Annotated in this window: 14 protein-coding genes and 1 pseudogene; 3 read left to right on the top strand and 12 right to left on the bottom strand. The window is 42.6% G+C overall.

All coding sequences use genetic code 11. From position 1 onward, the window contains the following. Window positions 1–268: 268 nt before the first annotated feature. From hemG to pepQ, 4 genes are read right to left on the bottom strand one after another with little or no spacing between them, the layout of a single operon-like run. Entirely contained in the window at window positions 269–805 is a 537-nt protein-coding gene (gene hemG, locus ACGF5R_RS04130; RefSeq protein WP_112878807.1) for a menaquinone-dependent protoporphyrinogen IX dehydrogenase, read from the bottom strand. Between the two features lie 23 nt (window positions 806–828). After that, a complete protein-coding gene (gene trkH, locus ACGF5R_RS04135; protein ID WP_112878806.1) occupies window positions 829–2,280 on the bottom strand; it encodes a Trk system potassium transporter TrkH in 1,452 nt (483 codons plus the stop codon). A gap of 37 nt (window positions 2,281–2,317) precedes the next feature. After that, window positions 2,318–2,929, bottom strand: a complete 612-nt coding sequence (locus ACGF5R_RS04140; RefSeq protein ID WP_112878805.1) for an IMPACT family protein — start codon at window positions 2,927–2,929, stop codon at window positions 2,318–2,320. Further along, window positions 2,929–4,263: a Xaa-Pro dipeptidase gene (pepQ, locus tag ACGF5R_RS04145; RefSeq protein WP_112878804.1), complete on the bottom strand. Its 1,335-nt coding sequence runs from the start codon at window positions 4,261–4,263 to the stop codon at window positions 2,929–2,931. The genes ACGF5R_RS04140 and pepQ overlap by 1 nt, the downstream gene beginning before the upstream one ends. A 273-nt stretch (window positions 4,264–4,536) precedes the next feature. On the opposite strand from pepQ, the gene fadB reads away from it, so the two are divergent. Both fadB and fadA read left to right on the top strand, forming a co-directional pair. Continuing rightward, window positions 4,537–6,723, top strand: a complete 2,187-nt coding sequence (fadB, locus tag ACGF5R_RS04150; protein ID WP_112878803.1) for a fatty acid oxidation complex subunit alpha FadB — start codon at window positions 4,537–4,539, stop codon at window positions 6,721–6,723. 11 nt (window positions 6,724–6,734) lie between these two features. Beyond that, on the top strand, window positions 6,735–7,901 hold the full coding sequence (fadA, locus tag ACGF5R_RS04155) for an acetyl-CoA C-acyltransferase FadA (protein ID WP_112878802.1): 1,167 nt from the start codon (window positions 6,735–6,737) through the stop codon (window positions 7,899–7,901). Between the two features lie 83 nt (window positions 7,902–7,984). On the opposite strand, the gene fre is transcribed toward fadA, so the two are convergent. Continuing rightward, entirely contained in the window at window positions 7,985–8,686 is a 702-nt protein-coding gene (gene fre, locus ACGF5R_RS04160; protein ID WP_112878801.1) for an NAD(P)H-flavin reductase, read from the bottom strand. Window positions 8,687–8,696: 10 nt separating this feature from the next. Next, window positions 8,697–10,169 (bottom strand): 4-hydroxy-3-polyprenylbenzoate decarboxylase, encoded by a 1,473-nt coding sequence (ubiD, locus tag ACGF5R_RS04165; protein WP_112878800.1) that lies wholly within the window; start codon window positions 10,167–10,169, stop codon window positions 8,697–8,699. 736 nt (window positions 10,170–10,905) lie between these two features. Here ubiD and rfaH point away from each other — a divergent pair. After that, entirely contained in the window at window positions 10,906–11,394 is a 489-nt protein-coding gene (gene rfaH / locus ACGF5R_RS04170; protein WP_112878799.1) for a transcription/translation regulatory transformer protein RfaH, read from the top strand. A 49-nt stretch (window positions 11,395–11,443) separates the two neighbouring features. On the opposite strand, the gene hemB is transcribed toward rfaH, so the two are convergent. From hemB to ACGF5R_RS04200, 6 genes and pseudogenes are all read right to left on the bottom strand, one after another. Beyond that, window positions 11,444–12,457: a porphobilinogen synthase gene (gene hemB / locus ACGF5R_RS04175; protein ID WP_112878798.1), complete on the bottom strand. Its 1,014-nt coding sequence runs from the start codon at window positions 12,455–12,457 to the stop codon at window positions 11,444–11,446. Window positions 12,458–12,566: 109 nt separating this feature from the next. Next, window positions 12,567–13,349: a Sec-independent protein translocase subunit TatC gene (gene tatC / locus ACGF5R_RS04180; protein WP_011148498.1), complete on the bottom strand. Its 783-nt coding sequence runs from the start codon at window positions 13,347–13,349 to the stop codon at window positions 12,567–12,569. Window positions 13,350–13,483: 134 nt separating this feature from the next. After that, window positions 13,484–13,775: pseudogene (gene tatB, locus ACGF5R_RS04185) on the bottom strand (Sec-independent protein translocase protein TatB); the annotation flags it as partial. A gap of 3 nt (window positions 13,776–13,778) precedes the next feature. Next, on the bottom strand, window positions 13,779–14,039 hold the full coding sequence (tatA, locus tag ACGF5R_RS04190; RefSeq protein WP_011148500.1) for a Sec-independent protein translocase subunit TatA: 261 nt from the start codon (window positions 14,037–14,039) through the stop codon (window positions 13,779–13,781). A 222-nt stretch (window positions 14,040–14,261) separates the two neighbouring features. Beyond that, complete coding sequence (gene ubiB, locus ACGF5R_RS04195) at window positions 14,262–15,902, bottom strand: ubiquinone biosynthesis regulatory protein kinase UbiB (RefSeq protein ID WP_262981248.1); 1,641 nt, start codon at window positions 15,900–15,902, stop codon at window positions 14,262–14,264. Next, window positions 15,889–16,539: an SCP2 domain-containing protein gene (locus ACGF5R_RS04200; protein ID WP_112878795.1), complete on the bottom strand. Its 651-nt coding sequence runs from the start codon at window positions 16,537–16,539 to the stop codon at window positions 15,889–15,891. The genes ubiB and ACGF5R_RS04200 overlap by 14 nt, the downstream gene beginning before the upstream one ends. Window position 16,540: the final 1 nt, after the last annotated feature.

Consider the following 16,540-nt stretch of genomic DNA (forward strand, 5'->3'; position numbering starts at 1 on the left):
ACACAGATTGTCTGATTAATTGTTAAAGAGCAGGCTGAATTAAAAAATGATATTCTCGTTCAGCCGGGCTGCGTATACTACGCTTTTCGCCCGCAGAGTCAAGCGCTTATTGCCGCTTTCTCTGCCCGACCTCACAATGTTTATCAGCGTTGTGTCGGTCAGTGGTGGCGCATTATAGGGCGTTCTTTGGCGCTGGCAAGCGTTTATTTGAAAAAAACTTTTATTCGCGGATTTTTTCAACAAAACACTGATAAAAAGAACAAATCAGTCATTTTTCACTCACTATTTTAAGGAAATCATTGGTAAAATGATCAACTTGCTGCCAGTCGGTATATTCAACTTCTTTAGTTGTATCAGTTTCCCCACCGGTCATTTTCATAATTATTTTAACCATTATCCGATCCAACCAATGATAACGAGGATAAAGTAATGCACCAGCAAAAACACCACACAAATCTGGCTTCCACGGGGTATTAAATAGAAACTTACGAACATACACATTCGTTTCTGGTGTACGTTTCTCTGGCTTCCTTGCTGTCAAATTTACGCCAAAAAATGCGGTTGGCATTTTATTAAGTTGTTGTTGATGACAGATTGCAAACTTTTTCAGTGCCGAATTGAAATGACCATACCTGATCGAAGCTCCAATCATAATCTTGTCATAAGATTCCAAATTGATCGTTTTCACTGTTGCTAAATCTCTGAGCTCGCATACCTTCCCTGATCTGCGTAGATTTTCAGCAATGCGGGTAATGATTTTCTTAGTCTGTCCATCCCGACTGGAATAAAGTAATAAACAATTCATAGCCATATCCCTCTCCCAATAGACTATTCACGCCAGAAGGTTGGTGTAAATAAAACTAATAAAGTGAATACTTCCAAGCGACCAAACAACATCGTTATAACTAATATCCATTTGGCTGCCGGATTCATTGCAGTGAAGTTATCCGCAACAACACCCAACCCTGGCCCTAGATTATTTAGTGTAGCGGCTATTGCAGAAAACGCAGAAAGTTCATCTACACCAGTTGCGATAAGTAATAATAAACTAATGATAAATACCAAAGCATAAGCAGAGAAAAATCCCCAAACAGCTTCAATAATTCTTTCAGGTAATGCTCTTCGCCCTAGCTTGAGGGTATAAACCGCATTTGGATGAACCAATCTCTTCAATTCACGGGAACCTTGCAGGAATAGCAGTAAGATACGAATCACCTTCAGTCCTCCTCCCGTCGAACCTGCACAACCCCCAATAAAAGCGGAACACAACAGCAGTATTGGCAAAAATGATGGCCAACGAGCAAAACTATCTGTGCTGAACCCTGCTGTTGTCGCCATTGAAACAACCTGGAAAAAAGCTTGGTTTAGTGTCTCTATCCCCGACTTATAAATAGCGTGATGCCATAAGATCAGAGTGCAAATAATAACAAGCACTAATTGAATGGAGATAAACATACGGAATTCAGGGTCCCGCCAATATACTGTCAGGCTACGTCCCGTTAATACCGCGAAGTGCAAACCAAAGTTACAACCAGAAATCAGTAGAAAAATCGCAATAATGGTATTTATCGCGGGGCTATTGAAATAACCAATACTCGCGTCATGTGTAGAAAATCCACCAATTGCGATAGTTGAAAAACTGTGAGAAATGGCATCAAAAACTGACATACCCGCAGCCCATAACGCTAAAGAGCAGGCGATTGTCAGTAACACATAAATCAACCATAAAGTTTTTGCCGTTTCAGCAATTCTCGGGCGCATTTTATTATCTTTCAAGGGGCCAGGCATTTCAGCCCGATAGAGCTGCATTCCCCCAACCCCAAGTAGAGGCAGTATTGCAACAGCCAGCACTATAATACCCATACCACCTAACCATTGCAGCATCTGCCGGTAGAAAAGAATCGCTTTAGGCAAGGAATCAAGCCCAATCAGTGTCGTAGCACCCGTTGTTGTTAAACCGGAAAAAGATTCAAAAAATGCATCTGTAATAGAAAGATTTGGCTGTTCAGAAAAAATGAAAGGTAAAGCCCCAACACTACCAAGTACTGTCCAAAACAAAGCAACGATAAGAAACCCTTCCCGGGGCTTTAATTCATGTTTTTGCTCCCGATTTGGTATCCAAAGCATCAAACCGATAATTAAGGCAAAAATAAATGTCTGACTAAATGCACGCCCAGCGCCATCACGATAGATAAGTGCTACCAACCCTGGAATTATCATGGTGACAGAGAAAAGAATGACAAGCAGCCCAACAATACGGGTTATGGCACGAAAATGCATTTAGCTGGTTCCTTAGAAATCCAGTTACAGAGAATATTTACAGATCAGGTGTTAAATACAGTACACCGCGACTTAGATCACGTAATTTATCACCGACTTCCCCCACTAAGGTAGCTGGAAGTGAAATTCGCAAAGTAACATTCTCTGCATACTCACTGGAAATAATTTGCCCTGATGATTTCTGTAATAACTGTTCAATCATAGAGATATGGGCATATTCACACTGCAAGGAACAGAGTTTCTGTGGAACCTTATTTTTTGTCTCCAGCAATTTCAGCGCCTGTTGGGCACCACTTCCATATGCCCTTACCAACCCACCGGTACCTAATTTTATTCCACCAAAATAGCGAACAACAACCGCGGTTATTTCACCGATATTATTTCCCATAAGTTGGGACAGTATCGGCCTACCTGCGGTTCCTGAAGGTTCCCCATCATCTGAAAAACCCAACTGTTGTGAATCATCCGGTGCACCAGCAACAAATGCCCAGCAGTGATGGCGGGCATCAGGGTACTGAGCTTTGATTTTCTGGATAAACGCTTTAGCCTCATCCACCCCGTCAGTATGCTCCAGCAAGGTAATAAAGCGACTTTTTTTAATCTCTTCAGTAAAACTCACTGAAGCTGCGGGTATCAAATAAGGCTTCATTATGGCAATTGAAGATCCCGAGTCATGTTTTCCACTTTATTTTCATGGATCACAATATTGTCTTCAATACGAATACCACCGAAAGGTTTAAGCGTCCCAATTTTATTCCAGTCAAAATGTTTGCTGAACTCACTTTCACGCCAAGATGCAAGCAGCGATTCGATGAAATAAAGGCCTGGCTCGATAGTCAGCACCATGCGAGGTTCTAGAATACGGGTACAACGCAGATAAGGATACATATCCGGAGCGGCTAAATGTGTACCTGTATCATCCTGCATAAACCCTGCCACATCATGGACCTGTAATCCAAGAGGGTGACCAATGCCATGTGGAAAGAATGGCGTTGTCAGCCCTTTTTCAACCATGACTTCTTCACTGACATCTTTCACGATACCATATTTTTTCAACAACTTAGCAATCCGATGATGCATCTGAATATGATATTCGGTATAGCGAGTTCCTGCTTTAATTGTACTAATTAACGCTTTTTGTTCAGCATCCATATCTTTAATTAGAGAAGCAAATTCATTATTACTTTTTGCTGAATAAGTGCGGGTGATATCTGCTGCATAGCCATTATATTCAGCACCGGCATCAATCAGGAAACTACGAATATCCGAAGGTGCATTGTGCTGCAATGCAGTGTAATGCAAAACAGCCGCATTCTCATTCATAGCAATAATATTGTTATAAGGCACATCTGTATCACGATGACCTGTTGCCATAAGATAAGAGATATTAATATCAAATTCACTCATCCCAGCCTGAAATGCTTCATAAGCTGCCAAGTGCCCGACAATAGCCGTTTTTTGCGCTTCACGCATACAGACTAGTTCATAATCTGTTTTGTATGAACGATGGAAATGCAAATAATCAAGAACAGACTTTGGATTAATATTGCGTTCAGAGAAACCAATCTCTTCTGCTCTTTGCGGTGAACAACCGATGTAAGCAACATTCTGTTTCACATAAGTGCTTAACGCTGAATTGATATCTCCAGCATTTGCCAGATGAATCATTTCAACTTCTTTAGTCCAGTAGCTAGTCGGCATCGGTTCTACGCTGTGCCAATAATCTACCGGCGAGTAAAACCATAATTTAGGTTTATTAATACCATCTACCCACAACCAGCAATTAGGCACTTTAGTTACTGGTACCCAAGCTTTGAAGTGAGCGTTAACTTTGAAAGGGTAGTCTCTGTCATCAAGAAAAATACGCTGTAACTCACCAGAGTGAATAAGCAAAGCACCAAATTGATTACGGGCCAATGCTTCACAGGTACGTTGCTGTAATGTAGAGATATGTTCGTGGTACAGAGATGCCAACTTTTCCATTTCAATTGACCTTTTTTATTTTATGGCTAAACCATTAGCTTATCACAGCCGTTGATATTTGCAGGTATCACCCAAAAATCCTCTCAATTTATCGACCCCCACTAACACCTTATTTATCAAGATATAAAAACAATTATTGCCAATGAGATACAAATCTCACTTGTGATCACCCTTGCAAAAAACTAATCACTCATTTGCATTTACTTAACATAATAACCACAATCAAACCCATCTGGTCATACCAGATGGTATGCGCTCATTTAGGAGAACGACATGCTCTATCAAAGTGAAACAATTCAAGTAAGCTGGCTGAAAGATGACATTGCTGAACTGGTTTTCAATGCCCCAGCCGCAATTAATAAACTAGATACTAAAACCGTTGCCTCTCTCGATAAGGCTGTTGCCAGCCTAGAGCAACAAACGGGACTGAAAGGCGTTTTATTACGCTCTGAAAAAGCCGCATTTATTGTTGGCGCAGATATTACTGAATTCCTCTCTTTATTCGATTCACCTGTAGAAAAGCTGCAAGAATGGCTTAACTTTTCAAATAGCATTTTTAACCGGATAGAAGATTTACCTGTACCAACCATTTCAGCAATAAACGGTTATGCTCTTGGTGGTGGATGTGAATGTGTTCTGTCTACAGATTTCCGTGTAGCTTCCCCGGATGTACGTATTGGACTGCCAGAAACCAAACTTGGTATTATGCCTGGTTTTGGTGGCTCAGTTCGCCTTCCACGCCTGATCGGGACTGATAATGCACTGGATATCATTGCCGCAGGTAAAGACATTGGGGCAGAAGAAGCATTGAAAAACGGTTTGATTGATGCTGTTGTTCCCAAAGAAAAACTGGTTGATTCCGCAGTATCAATGCTGGAACAAGCAATTGCAGGGAACCTTAACTGGAAAGCCGCACGCCAGCCAAAATTAGAGCCTTTGAAACTCAATGAAATTGAACGAGGCATGAGTTTTAGTGTGGCAAAAGGTATGGTGATGAAAGTCGCCGGCCCTCATTATCCAGCTCCTATCACCGCAGTTAAATCCATAGAAAAAGCCGCGACATTTGGTCGTGATGAAGCATTGAAACAGGAAACCGCCAGCTTCATTCCTTTAGCACAGACAAATGTTGCCCGTGCCTTAGTGGGTATTTTTCTTAATGACCAGTACGTAAAAGGACTGGCAAAAAAACATCTGAAAGAAGTCACAACACCTGAGTATGCCGCAGTTCTTGGTGCTGGAATTATGGGTGGTGGTATAGCCTATCAATCTGCCCGCAAAGGGATTACTGTCATGATGAAAGACATCAGCCAGCAAGCCCTTGAATTAGGTATGAATGAAGCCGCGAAACTTCTAAACAAGCAGTTTGAACGAGGCCGTCTAGATGCTATAAAAATGGCGAGAACCCTCTCTTCTATTCAACCTACCTTAAATTATGCCGGTATCGAACAGGCTCAAATCGTGGTTGAAGCTGTAGTAGAGAATCCTAAAATCAAAGCGGCTGTACTATCAGAAACTGAAACTCTGGTTAATGAAGATTGTGTCCTAGCTTCCAACACATCAACAATTCCAATTTCAGAATTAGCTAATTCCCTAAAACGCCCGGAAAATTTCTGTGGTATGCATTTCTTCAACCCGGTACACCGCATGCCGTTGGTTGAAGTCATTCGCGGTGAAAAAACTTCTGAAAAGACAATTTCAACCGTAGTCGCCTATGCCAGCAAAATGGGTAAAACTCCGATCGTCGTTAACGACTGTCCAGGGTTCTTTGTAAACCGGGTACTGCTTCCTTATCTCCTTGGCTTCGGTCTGCTATTGCGTGATGGTGGTGATTTCCGCCAAATAGACAAAATCATGGAGAAAGAATTTGGTTGGCCAATGGGTCCTGCTTATCTCATTGATGTTATTGGTCTTGACACTGCACATCATGCTCAATCAGTCATGGCCCAAGGGTTCCCAGATCGTATGCAGCGTGATTATAAAGATGCCATTGATGTTTTATATGACAATCAACGTTACGGGCAGAAAAACGGCCTTGGTTTCTACAAGTACACTCAAGATAAGAAAGGTAAGCCTAAAAAAGAGCAGGACGAGCAAACAGACCAACTGCTGGCAACTATCTGCCAACAGAAGAGTAATTTCTCCGGTGAAGAGATCATTGCTCGTACTATGATCCCGATGATCAACGAAGTTGTCCGTTGTCTGGAAGAAGGTGTCATTGCCAGCCCGGCAGAAGCCGATATGGCTCTGGTTTATGGCCTTGGTTTCCCTCCATTCCACGGTGGTGTTTTCCGTTATCTGGAAACAATGGGAACAGCGGCTTACGTAAAAATGGCTGAAAATTATGCTCACCTCGGTGCTCTTTATCAGGTACCACCTGGTCTGAAAGCCAAAGCTGAACGTAATGAAAGTTACTACTCTACAGCAGCAACGATTGCTGTCAGCACCGGAAAAACAGCGTGAGGTCTGGAAACATGGAAAATGTAGTCATTATTGATGGCATCCGCACCCCAATGGGGCGCTCAAAAGGTGGTGCATTCCGTCAGGTCCGGGCTGAAGATCTCTCCGCTCACCTGATGAAAGAGCTATTTAAACGTAATCCGGCAATACAGCAACACGAAATCGATGACATCTACTGGGGCTGTGTACAGCAAACTCTAGAGCAAGGTTTCAACATTGCCCGTAATGCAGCTTTACTGGCGGATATCCCTCACTCTGTACCAGCCGTGACTGTTAACCGGCTGTGCGGTTCATCAATGCAAGCGCTGCATGATGGCGCTCGTATGATCATGACCGGAGAAGCTAATGTCACACTGATTGGTGGTGTAGAGCACATGGGTCACGTTCCAATGACACATGGCGTGGATTTCCATCCTAAAATGAGTCTGAGTGTTGCCAAGGCCGCAGGAGTCATGGGCTTAACCGCTGAAATGTTGGCAAAGATTCACCATATCAGCCGTGAAATGCAAGATGAATTTGCGCTTCGTTCGCACCAACGTGCTACACAAGCAACGCAATCAGGCGCATTCTCCAATGAAATATCAGCAATTTATGGTCACGATGCCGATGGCATATTGAAATTGTTTGATTACGATGAGGTAATCCGTTCGGATGCTAATCTAAAAGATCTAGCCGCCCTGCGCCCTGTATTCGATCCAGTAACAGGCTCAGTCACAGCAGGCAGCTCTTCTGCTTTATCCGATGGTGCGTCTGCAATGTTGATAACCAGTGAAAGCTATGCCAAGAATCTGGGACTGAAACCTCGCGCCCGTATCCGTTCTATGGCAGCTGTTGGTTGCGATCCTTCCATTATGGGATATGGCCCGGTCCCTGCTACACAAATGGCGCTCAAAAAAGCAGGTTTAGAACTGGGTGATATTGGCGTGATTGAACTAAACGAAGCATTTGCTGCTCAGTCACTTGCCTGCCTGAAAGGCCTGAATTTGTTGGACAGTATGGATGACAAAGTTAACCTGAATGGTGGCGCAATTGCTCTTGGTCACCCACTAGGCTGCTCAGGTGCTCGCATCACAACAACATTGTTGAACTTAATGGAACGCCGCGATGTTCAGTTTGGCCTGGCAACCATGTGTATCGGTTTAGGCCAAGGTATCGCCACCATTATAGAAAGAATGGATTAAGAACTTATCTGTAAGAATTATTATAACTGAGTCGTTGTTGCCGTAATTCCCGCCTGTCAGGGGCGGGTTTTTTTATTATTATTTTAAATGAATTCGAAAGCATCACCATACATGTTGTCAGTAGAAGCATCACGCTCACCACAAAAGCGCTCGCGAGCAATTTTTGCCATTTCAAATCGCCCTGCAATGTAGATATCATAATTGGCCAAACTACCAAAATCCTCTAGTACCGCTTTAAGCACTGTTCCTGTACGTCCACACCAACCATTCTCTGACTGTTCAACAACCGGAACAACCTTCAAATTAGGGTAGCGCTCTGTAAATAGCTGTAATTCAGTAAGATCATATAAATGTTGTGATTCTCTGCCTCCCCAATACATAGAGATCTGGCGTTCAGGTTGTTCTTCCAACGCTGTCAGTAATATAGAACGGGTATAAGAAAACCCCGTACCGCCTGCAATTAATAACAGCGGATTAGTGCTGCTTTGACGAAACCAAGCTTTACCATGAGGGATATCAATATCGATCACTTTCTGATCCAGAATTCTATCCATCACCGCCATTGCATACAAATTCAATTCAGAAGCACCAATATGTAATTCAATAAACTCCTTTTCTGAAGGTGTTGATGCCATTGAAAACGGACGCTTATCTCTCTCACCCATTACCACCATCAGATATTGACCGGCACGGAATGAGAACGGAGAATCAGGAAGTAACCGTACCCGATAAACCGTATCAGTAATAGCCTCTACAGAGGTTACTTTGCAGCTCAGTGTTGTCATGCGTTCCCTCTTATGGTCCTAAAATATCTAATTCATCCCAGATTTTGTCGACGCGGGTACGCACTTCTTCACTCATCACAATAGGACGTCCCCATTCCCTCTGCGTCTCTCCCGGCCATTTGTTCGTTGCATCCATTCCCATTTTCGAACCCAATCCTGAAACGGGTGATGCAAAATCGAGATAATCTATCGGAGTATTCTCCATTAATACTGTATCTCTTGCCGGATCCATCCTCGTAGTGATTGCCCAAATGACATCGTTCCAGTCTCTGGCATTGATATCATCATCACAAACGATAACAAACTTTGTATACATAAATTGCCGTAGATATGACCAAACCCCCATCATGACTCGCTTGGCATGACCCGGATATTGTTTCTTCATAGTCACGACGGCAAGACGATAGGAACAACCTTCAGGAGGCAGATAAAAATCGACAATTTCAGGAAACTGTTTTTGTAAAATCGGTACCAGCACCTCATTCAATGCAACCCCCAACACAGCAGGTTCATCCGGCGGGCGGCCAGTATAAGTCGAGTGATAAATAGCATCATGGCGCTGAGTAATATGTGTCACAGTGAACACCGGGAACATATCGATTTCATTATAATAGCCCGTATGGTCACCATATGGCCCTTCTGGGGCTAACTCGCCAGGCTCAATATACCCCTCCAATACGATCTCAGCACTTGCTGGTACCTCCAAGTTATTTGAAAGACATTTCACAACTTCTGTTTTATATCCTCTTAATAACCCGGCAAATGCATATTCCGATAATGTATCAGGAACTGGCGTCACAGCCCCCAATATTGTCGCTGGATCAGCCCCCAAAGCAACAGCCACCGGGAAACGTTCTCCTGGATGTGCCTGACACCATTCCTGAAAATCAAGCGCACCACCACGATGAGATAACCAGCGCATAATGAGTTTATTTTTACCCAAGACTTGCTGACGATAGATACCAAGATTTTGCCGCTCTTTATTCGGGCCACGAGTGACTGTCAGCCCCCAAGTAATCAACGGCGCAGCATCCTCTGGCCAACAGTGCATAATCGGAATACGGGTTAAATCTACATCGTCACCAACCGAAACATGTTCCTGACAAGGCGCAGTATTAAGCCGTTTAGTTGGCATATTAAGGACTTGCTTAAATTTCGGTAGCTTATCCAGTAAATCACGAAAACCTTTCGGAGGATCGGGTTCTTTCAAAAAAGCTAGCAGCTTACCCACATCATGCAAAGCTTTAACATCTTTCTGCCCCATTCCCATAGCAACACGCTCAGCAGTACCGAACAAATTACACAATACAGGCATCGAATAACCTTTGGGATTTTCAAACAACAAGGCAGGCCCACCAGCGCGAAGGGTACGATCTGCAATCTCAGTCATCTCCAAATAAGGATCAACTTCAAAACTGATGCGTTTCAACTCACCTTTATGCTCCAATAAGGTTAGAAAATCTCTTAAGTCACGGTATTTCATACTATTCATTTATGCCGGTTTTTAAGGGGGAAAACATTATAAGCCATCCCACTCAGCTTTTTTGTGTTTTTTTCAGAAGACTACAAAGTAAACCAATAAGTTACTAAAAAGCAATGAGGTTAATTCAACCTTGCGACCTTAAAGTCAAATACAACGAAATGGAGGCTAATAAGTTAATATTTGAGCATTAAATTGCCTAGTAAGATGTTTAGTTGGAACATATACCCTATGGATTTCAAGATGCATCGCGACGGCAAGGGAGTGAATCCCCGGGAGCATAGAGAACTATGTGACCGGGGTGGGCGAGTGCAGCCAACAAAGAGGCAACTTGAAAGATGACGGGTATATTGCATTGGAACATCTCGATACCTTTACTCTTACCACAGAAATAATACTATCACTATCTCCTCTGGGTTCACTGCACAAGATGCAGCCAATCGATCACCACGGATTTCCCATATGACTACTCAATGACTATCAAATTTTGCAATTACTCAACAGAAATACTGATATTTTTCTTTTATTAATATTTGCTGAACAAATAACAACCAACTTTATATTAATTACTTTATCTGTTACTTACCAAAATATTACTCATCGCTTTTTTACTGAAAAACATAGGACCCACTCATAACAATAAATATGCATTATTAAACAATTATCACTAAGATAATGCCTGTAATGCCCTTTTCTATTTTGCTATGCTTAATAGTCATTGGATTAAGGTTAAATAAAGATGGAAAACTGGTACCTCATTTACTGTAAACGTGGGCAAATTTCACGAGCAATAGAAAATCTGGAACGACAGGATGTTGCTTGCCTGACTCCTACCGCGAGAATTGAAAAAATAACCCGTGGTAAACGTACTGTGAATATAGAACCACTTTTTCCTAATTATCTGTTTGTTCAGTTTGACCCTGAAATTATTCATACTACAACTATCAATTCAACACGCGGTGTTAGCCACTTTGTCCGTTTTGGCGTGCACCCTGCTATCGTACCGGAAACACTGATTAAAGAGATCGTATCAGCAACTGAGCAAGAATATGTATCACCAGATACACCTGTGGCTGGCGATACCGTATTAATCACCGAAGGTATTTTTGAAGGATTGCAAGCTATCTACAATGAGCCAGATGGAGAAACCCGTTCTATTCTGTTACTTAATATTCTGAATAAACAATTACCTAAGGCACTTAACAATAAGCAGTTTGTGAAAATTTAACCAAATAAAAAACGGGCAGAATTTGCATTCGCCCGTTTTTAATCAAGTATTAACGTTTCTGTTCATATAATTGTTGAGCAATCTGTTTCGCAAAATAGGTCAGTACACCATCTGCTCCAGCGCGCTTGAAGCATAACAGAGACTCCACAATTACCTGTTCTTGTAACCAACCATTCTGGATAGCAGCCATGTGCATGGCATATTCGCCAGATACTTGATAAGCAAAGGTTGGTACACCAAATGTCTCTTTTACCCTGCGAATAACATCCAGGTAGGGCATACCTGGTTTTACCATTACAGTGTCAGCGCCTTCCTGCAAATCCTGTGCAATCTCCTGCAATGCTTCATCACTATTCGCAGGGTCCATCTGATAGGTTTTTTTATTGCCCCCTTTCAAATTACGATTTGAACCGATTGCATCACGGAATGGGCCATAATAACTAGAAGCATACTTAGCGGAGTAAGCCATAATTTGAGTATTTACATGTCCTTCCGTTTCAAACAGTTCACGGATTGCACCAATACGCCCATCCATCATGTCGCTCGGCGCCACAATCTCAGCACCAGCTTCTGCATGTGACAATGCCTGTTTGACCAAGATCTCTTTGGTGACATCATTCATTACATAACCATCTTGGTCGATGATCCCATCCTGACCATGTGTAGTGAATGGATCTAATGCTACATCAGTTAGCAACCCTAGTTCAGGAACAGCATTTTTCAACGCACGAACCGTACGTTGAATCAACCCATCAGGGTTATAAGCTTCTTCCGCACCCAGAGATTTTTTATCTGCTTCAATAACGGGGAACAGAGACAATACAGGAATCCCCAATCGAGCAATCTCTTCAGCTTCTTTCAGCAAAAGATCCATCGTCAGACGATACACCCCTGGCATAGAAGGCACCTCTTGACGACGATTAGTGCCCTCCATCACAAATACAGGATAGATTAAATCATTAACAGTTAATTGGTTTTCAGCAACCAGACGGCGGGAAAAATCATGACAGCGCAACCGGCGCATACGTCGACCAGGGAAAGTTCCTGGAAATGCATAGCTCATATAGCTCTCCTAACTCAAACCCAGCACACTCGCGCTGGGTTAATTAATATGCTATCGCTTCGTACTAATTATCTTAGCACTACAGAACAACATGTTAAGATTACTATTATCACTTTTCCGTATTCACTTCTGGCGCTTCCTGCTCATCTTCCTCTGAACGATCCCCCAATTTCCGCTGTCCGGTATAAAAACGAGAGAGCAAAATCCCCAGCTCAAACAGCAGATACATAGGAATAGCCAGCAAGGTTTGCGAGAAAACATCCGGCGGCGTTAACAACATGCCAACAACAAAGGCCCCGACCAAAATATAGGGACGCTTTTTCTTTAAGGATTCCGGTGTAACTACCCCACTCCAACATAATAAAATAATGGCAACGGGTACTTCAAAAGAGACACCAAAGGCCATAAACAGTGCCATGACAAAGCTCAAGTAGTTACTGATATCCGTTGCAATCAGCACTCCTTCAGGCGCCGTTTTAGCAAAGAATCCAAAAGCTATCGGAAATACAACAAAATAAGCAAATGCCATCCCCAAATAAAACAACAGGCTGCTGGAAACAAGCAAAGGGATCATCAAGCGGCGTTCATGTTTATATAACGCAGGAGCAATAAATGCCCATACTTGATAGAGAACCATAGGTGCAGATACGAATATTGACACCATAATGGTTAGTTTTATTGGCGTAAAAAAGGGAGAAGCGACATCTGTTGCTATCATACTGGCACCTTGAGGCAACTGCTTAATCAAAGGCGCAGAAATCATTTGATAGATGTCGTTAGAAAAATAAACCAATGCTAAAAAAACCACTAATACAGTAAGTAAACTGTTTAGAATTCGCTTACGCAGTTCAATAAGGTGACTGATAAGTGGTTGGGTATCATCAACAGCCATGTTTTAGTGTTCACCATTAACTTAATTAGAAGTTTTTTTCTTTGTTGCAGAAGCCACAACCTGAGACGCTGCCGGCTTTTGTGCCACCTCATTTATTTCTGATGCGTTCATACTGCCCGCATCAGGTTCATTTTGGTATACTTTTTTCAAAGACTCAGCAGCTTCTTTTAGCTCATCCATCGAAGCTTTTAGTTCCGGGGATAAATTCTGCAACCCCGCTTCTTCTTGAACTTTTTTCAGGCTTTCTTGGAGCTCCTGCAATTTCAGCTCTTGGGCCAACTCATTTTGGACGTTAGCAGCTAAAGAGCGCAGTGCCCTGATCCAACCAGCAACCGTTTTTACTGCCACCGGTAGCCGTTCTGGCCCCAAAACCACCAAGCCAATGACCATAACCAGCAGCAACTCACCAAAACCAATGTCAAACACGGTTTATACCTGCTCTTTGTTTTTGCTCTCAGATGTTTCAGATTGAGCTACAGATTGTTTTTCAGTAATGTTTTTAGTCTCAAAATCGGCATCACTACTGGTTTTTTGAGCCTGTTGAGGCTGATTATCATCCCCTATCGCCTTTTTAAAACCTTTAATAGATGCCCCAAGATCAGAACCTAAAGTACGGAGTTTATTCGTGCCGAACAACAGCACCACAATGACCGCAATAATGAGTAACTGCCAAATGCTTATACCACCCATTCTGATTCACCTCTATTTAACAGGAATTATTTTAATAGCTCATTATATACCCGTTATCTTTCAAGTTGCCTCTTTGTTGGCTGCGCTCGCTCACCCCGGTCACATCGTTACCTATGCTCCCGGGGATTCACTCCCTTGCCGTCTCGATGCATCTTGAAATCCATAGGGTATACATACGACGAACTATAACCAACCTTCAAAAAAATCTGACCAAGACAAATTTTACTCAACTTTATTCAGACGACACCAGCCAAACAACCATGAAACGGTACCCGCGCCTATAAACAACCAAGGAATATTTGCTAAGCCAGATAACAAAAACAAGCTGCCACAGAGAAACAATGTCGCACCAACACCAAGCAAATACTGCGACTGCCGCTGTTTTATCTGTTGCCCTTTCAAATGACTTGATAGCTTCTCAATGCTCACCTGCAAATGTTTATGCTGCTGAAGACTGTCATACACTAATTCAGGTAGTTCTGGCAACTTTTCTGCCCAATAAGGTGCCTTTTCTTTCAACGCTCGGATAACTGCCGGCAATCCAACCTGGCTATGTAACCACTCCTCCAGAAACGGTTTTGCTGTTTTCCACAAATCAAGCTGTGGATAGAGCTGCCGTCCTAATCCTTCTACATACAAAAGCGTCTTCTGTAGAAGAACTAACTGAGGCTGCACTGCCATATTAAAACGACGTGCAGTATTAAATAGATTCAGAAGTACATGACCAAATGAAATTTCAGCAAGTGGCTTCTCAAATATTGGCTCACAAACCGTACGGATTGCAAATTCAAAATCTTCAACATTGGTATCACTAGGAACCCAGCCTGAATCCACATGAAGCTCAGCAACTTTCCGGTAATCACGATTAAAGAAAGCAATAAAATTCTCAGCCAGATAACGTTTATCATCTTTATTAAGAGAACCAACAATACCGTAATCAATACCAATATAAAACGGATCTTCAGGATGTTCATAGCTGACAAAAATATTTCCCGGATGCATATCGGCATGGAAGAAGCTATCGCGAAAAACCTGTGTAAAAAAGACCTGTACGCCCCGTTCAGCCAGCAATTTCATATTGGTATTCTGCGCTTCCAATGCTTCAATATCAGAAACAGGGATACCATAAACCCGTTCCATTACCAAAACATTTTCACGGCAATAATCAGCATAAATTTCCGGTACATAAAGCGTTGAACTATTTTCGAAATTACGGCGGAGTTGAATTGCATTAGCCGCTTCACGCAGCAAATTCAGTTCATCAATTAACGTCTTCTCGTATTCCCGCACAACTTCACGAGGACGTAAACGACGTCCATCGGGTAATAACATTGGTACCCAATTAGCCAGACGGTACATTAACCGGATATCCGCTTTGATAATCGGCAGAATATCAGGGCGGATGACTTTGATAACAATTTCCTGTCCATTCTCTTTTAACCGAGCAGTATGGACCTGAGCAATTGAAGCAGAGGCCAGAGCAATAGGTTCAAAATCATCAAACCAGGTTTCCAATGCCCCTCCTAAAGCGGTTTCAACATATTGACGCGCCAGAGCGCCATCAAAAGAGGCAACTCGGTCTTGCAACAATGCCAATTGATCTGCTATTGCGGGAGGAAACAGATCACGCCGCGTTGAAAGCATCTGTCCAAATTTAATCCAAACAGGCCCTAATTCCTGTAAGGCAAGCCGTAGTCTCTCCCCAAGTGATTTATCTTTATGTCTATTTGGGATCCAGAACAACAAATAACGACCAAAACGAAGAGGCCAGGTTAAGCGAATCCGAGGAATTAGTTCATCCAATCCGTAAGAAAGAAAAACCCGTATGATCAAATAAAGGCGCCTTAATTCACCTGGAGTCATATTTTCCCTCTAATACTGCCAATCGTTGTTCTATTTGCTCAATATCTTTGGCCAACATGCTAACCTCTTCACTGAAATAAGCCACTTCAAGCTGATTTGGGGCCAGTTTCCATTCTTCCGTTAACGCTTCCGCCAGATAATTTTTCTGGCATTCCAGTGAACCTGAAACAAACTGAAATCCTTTTTTAAGGATTTGATTAATACTTTCGGCAGCGATATCCCCGAAATAAGGAGAAAGATAATGGGCCAAATCCCATTCAACCATATCTAACAACGCAGCCCATTGCTGAACAACCTGCATATCCCCTTCAATAACCATTTCACCGCTATTAAGCAACTTGGAAAGTTGTTGGCGATCCCGTAGCTTAAGCAAAGCAGAAAAGTGAGTTTTAACCGTGCAATCGGCAGATTCGCCCCATTGGCTTAATACGTCCACCTGTTTTTCACTGAACACCAACGTGAGTGGTGTATTCATTTCTTTTAATTCTATCGACAAAACTTTGTCCACCAGCCGCATACGGGCTGGCCTTAACACGGGTTCACGGTACAACAGGTAATTCAACGATGTTTCCATCACTGCGGTTAAAACCGGCGTAAGTGTGGAATTAATAACTGTACTCAGTGATGGTCTTTCCATC

This window comes from Photorhabdus sp. RM71S (assembly GCF_042879355.1).
Classification (GTDB): Bacteria; Pseudomonadota; Gammaproteobacteria; order Enterobacterales; family Enterobacteriaceae; genus Photorhabdus; species Photorhabdus kayaii.

Coding starts and splice junctions, on each gene's coding strand:
- hemB (WP_112878798.1), bottom strand. CDS start 12,457: ATGAGCTATGCATTTCCAGGAACTTTCCCTGGTCGACGTATGCGCCGG.
- hemG (WP_112878807.1), bottom strand. CDS start 805: ATGAATTGTTTATTACTTTATTCCAGTCGGGATGGACAGACTAAGAAA.
- ACGF5R_RS04140 (WP_112878805.1), bottom strand. CDS start 2,929: ATGAAGCCTTATTTGATACCCGCAGCTTCAGTGAGTTTTACTGAAGAG.
- tatA (WP_011148500.1), bottom strand. CDS start 14,039: ATGGGTGGTATAAGCATTTGGCAGTTACTCATTATTGCGGTCATTGTG.
- trkH (WP_112878806.1), bottom strand. CDS start 2,280: ATGCATTTTCGTGCCATAACCCGTATTGTTGGGCTGCTTGTCATTCTT.
- ubiD (WP_112878800.1), bottom strand. CDS start 10,169: ATGAAATACCGTGACTTAAGAGATTTTCTAACCTTATTGGAGCATAAA.
- fre (WP_112878801.1), bottom strand. CDS start 8,686: ATGACAACACTGAGCTGCAAAGTAACCTCTGTAGAGGCTATTACTGAT.
- fadA (WP_112878802.1), top strand. CDS start 6,735: ATGGAAAATGTAGTCATTATTGATGGCATCCGCACCCCAATGGGGCGC.
- ACGF5R_RS04200 (WP_112878795.1), bottom strand. CDS start 16,539: ATGGAAAGACCATCACTGAGTACAGTTATTAATTCCACACTTACGCCG.
- fadB (WP_112878803.1), top strand. CDS start 4,537: ATGCTCTATCAAAGTGAAACAATTCAAGTAAGCTGGCTGAAAGATGAC.
- ubiB (WP_262981248.1), bottom strand. CDS start 15,902: ATGACTCCAGGTGAATTAAGGCGCCTTTATTTGATCATACGGGTTTTT.
- pepQ (WP_112878804.1), bottom strand. CDS start 4,263: ATGGAAAAGTTGGCATCTCTGTACCACGAACATATCTCTACATTACAG.
- tatC (WP_011148498.1), bottom strand. CDS start 13,349: ATGGCTGTTGATGATACCCAACCACTTATCAGTCACCTTATTGAACTG.
- rfaH (WP_112878799.1), top strand. CDS start 10,906: ATGGAAAACTGGTACCTCATTTACTGTAAACGTGGGCAAATTTCACGA.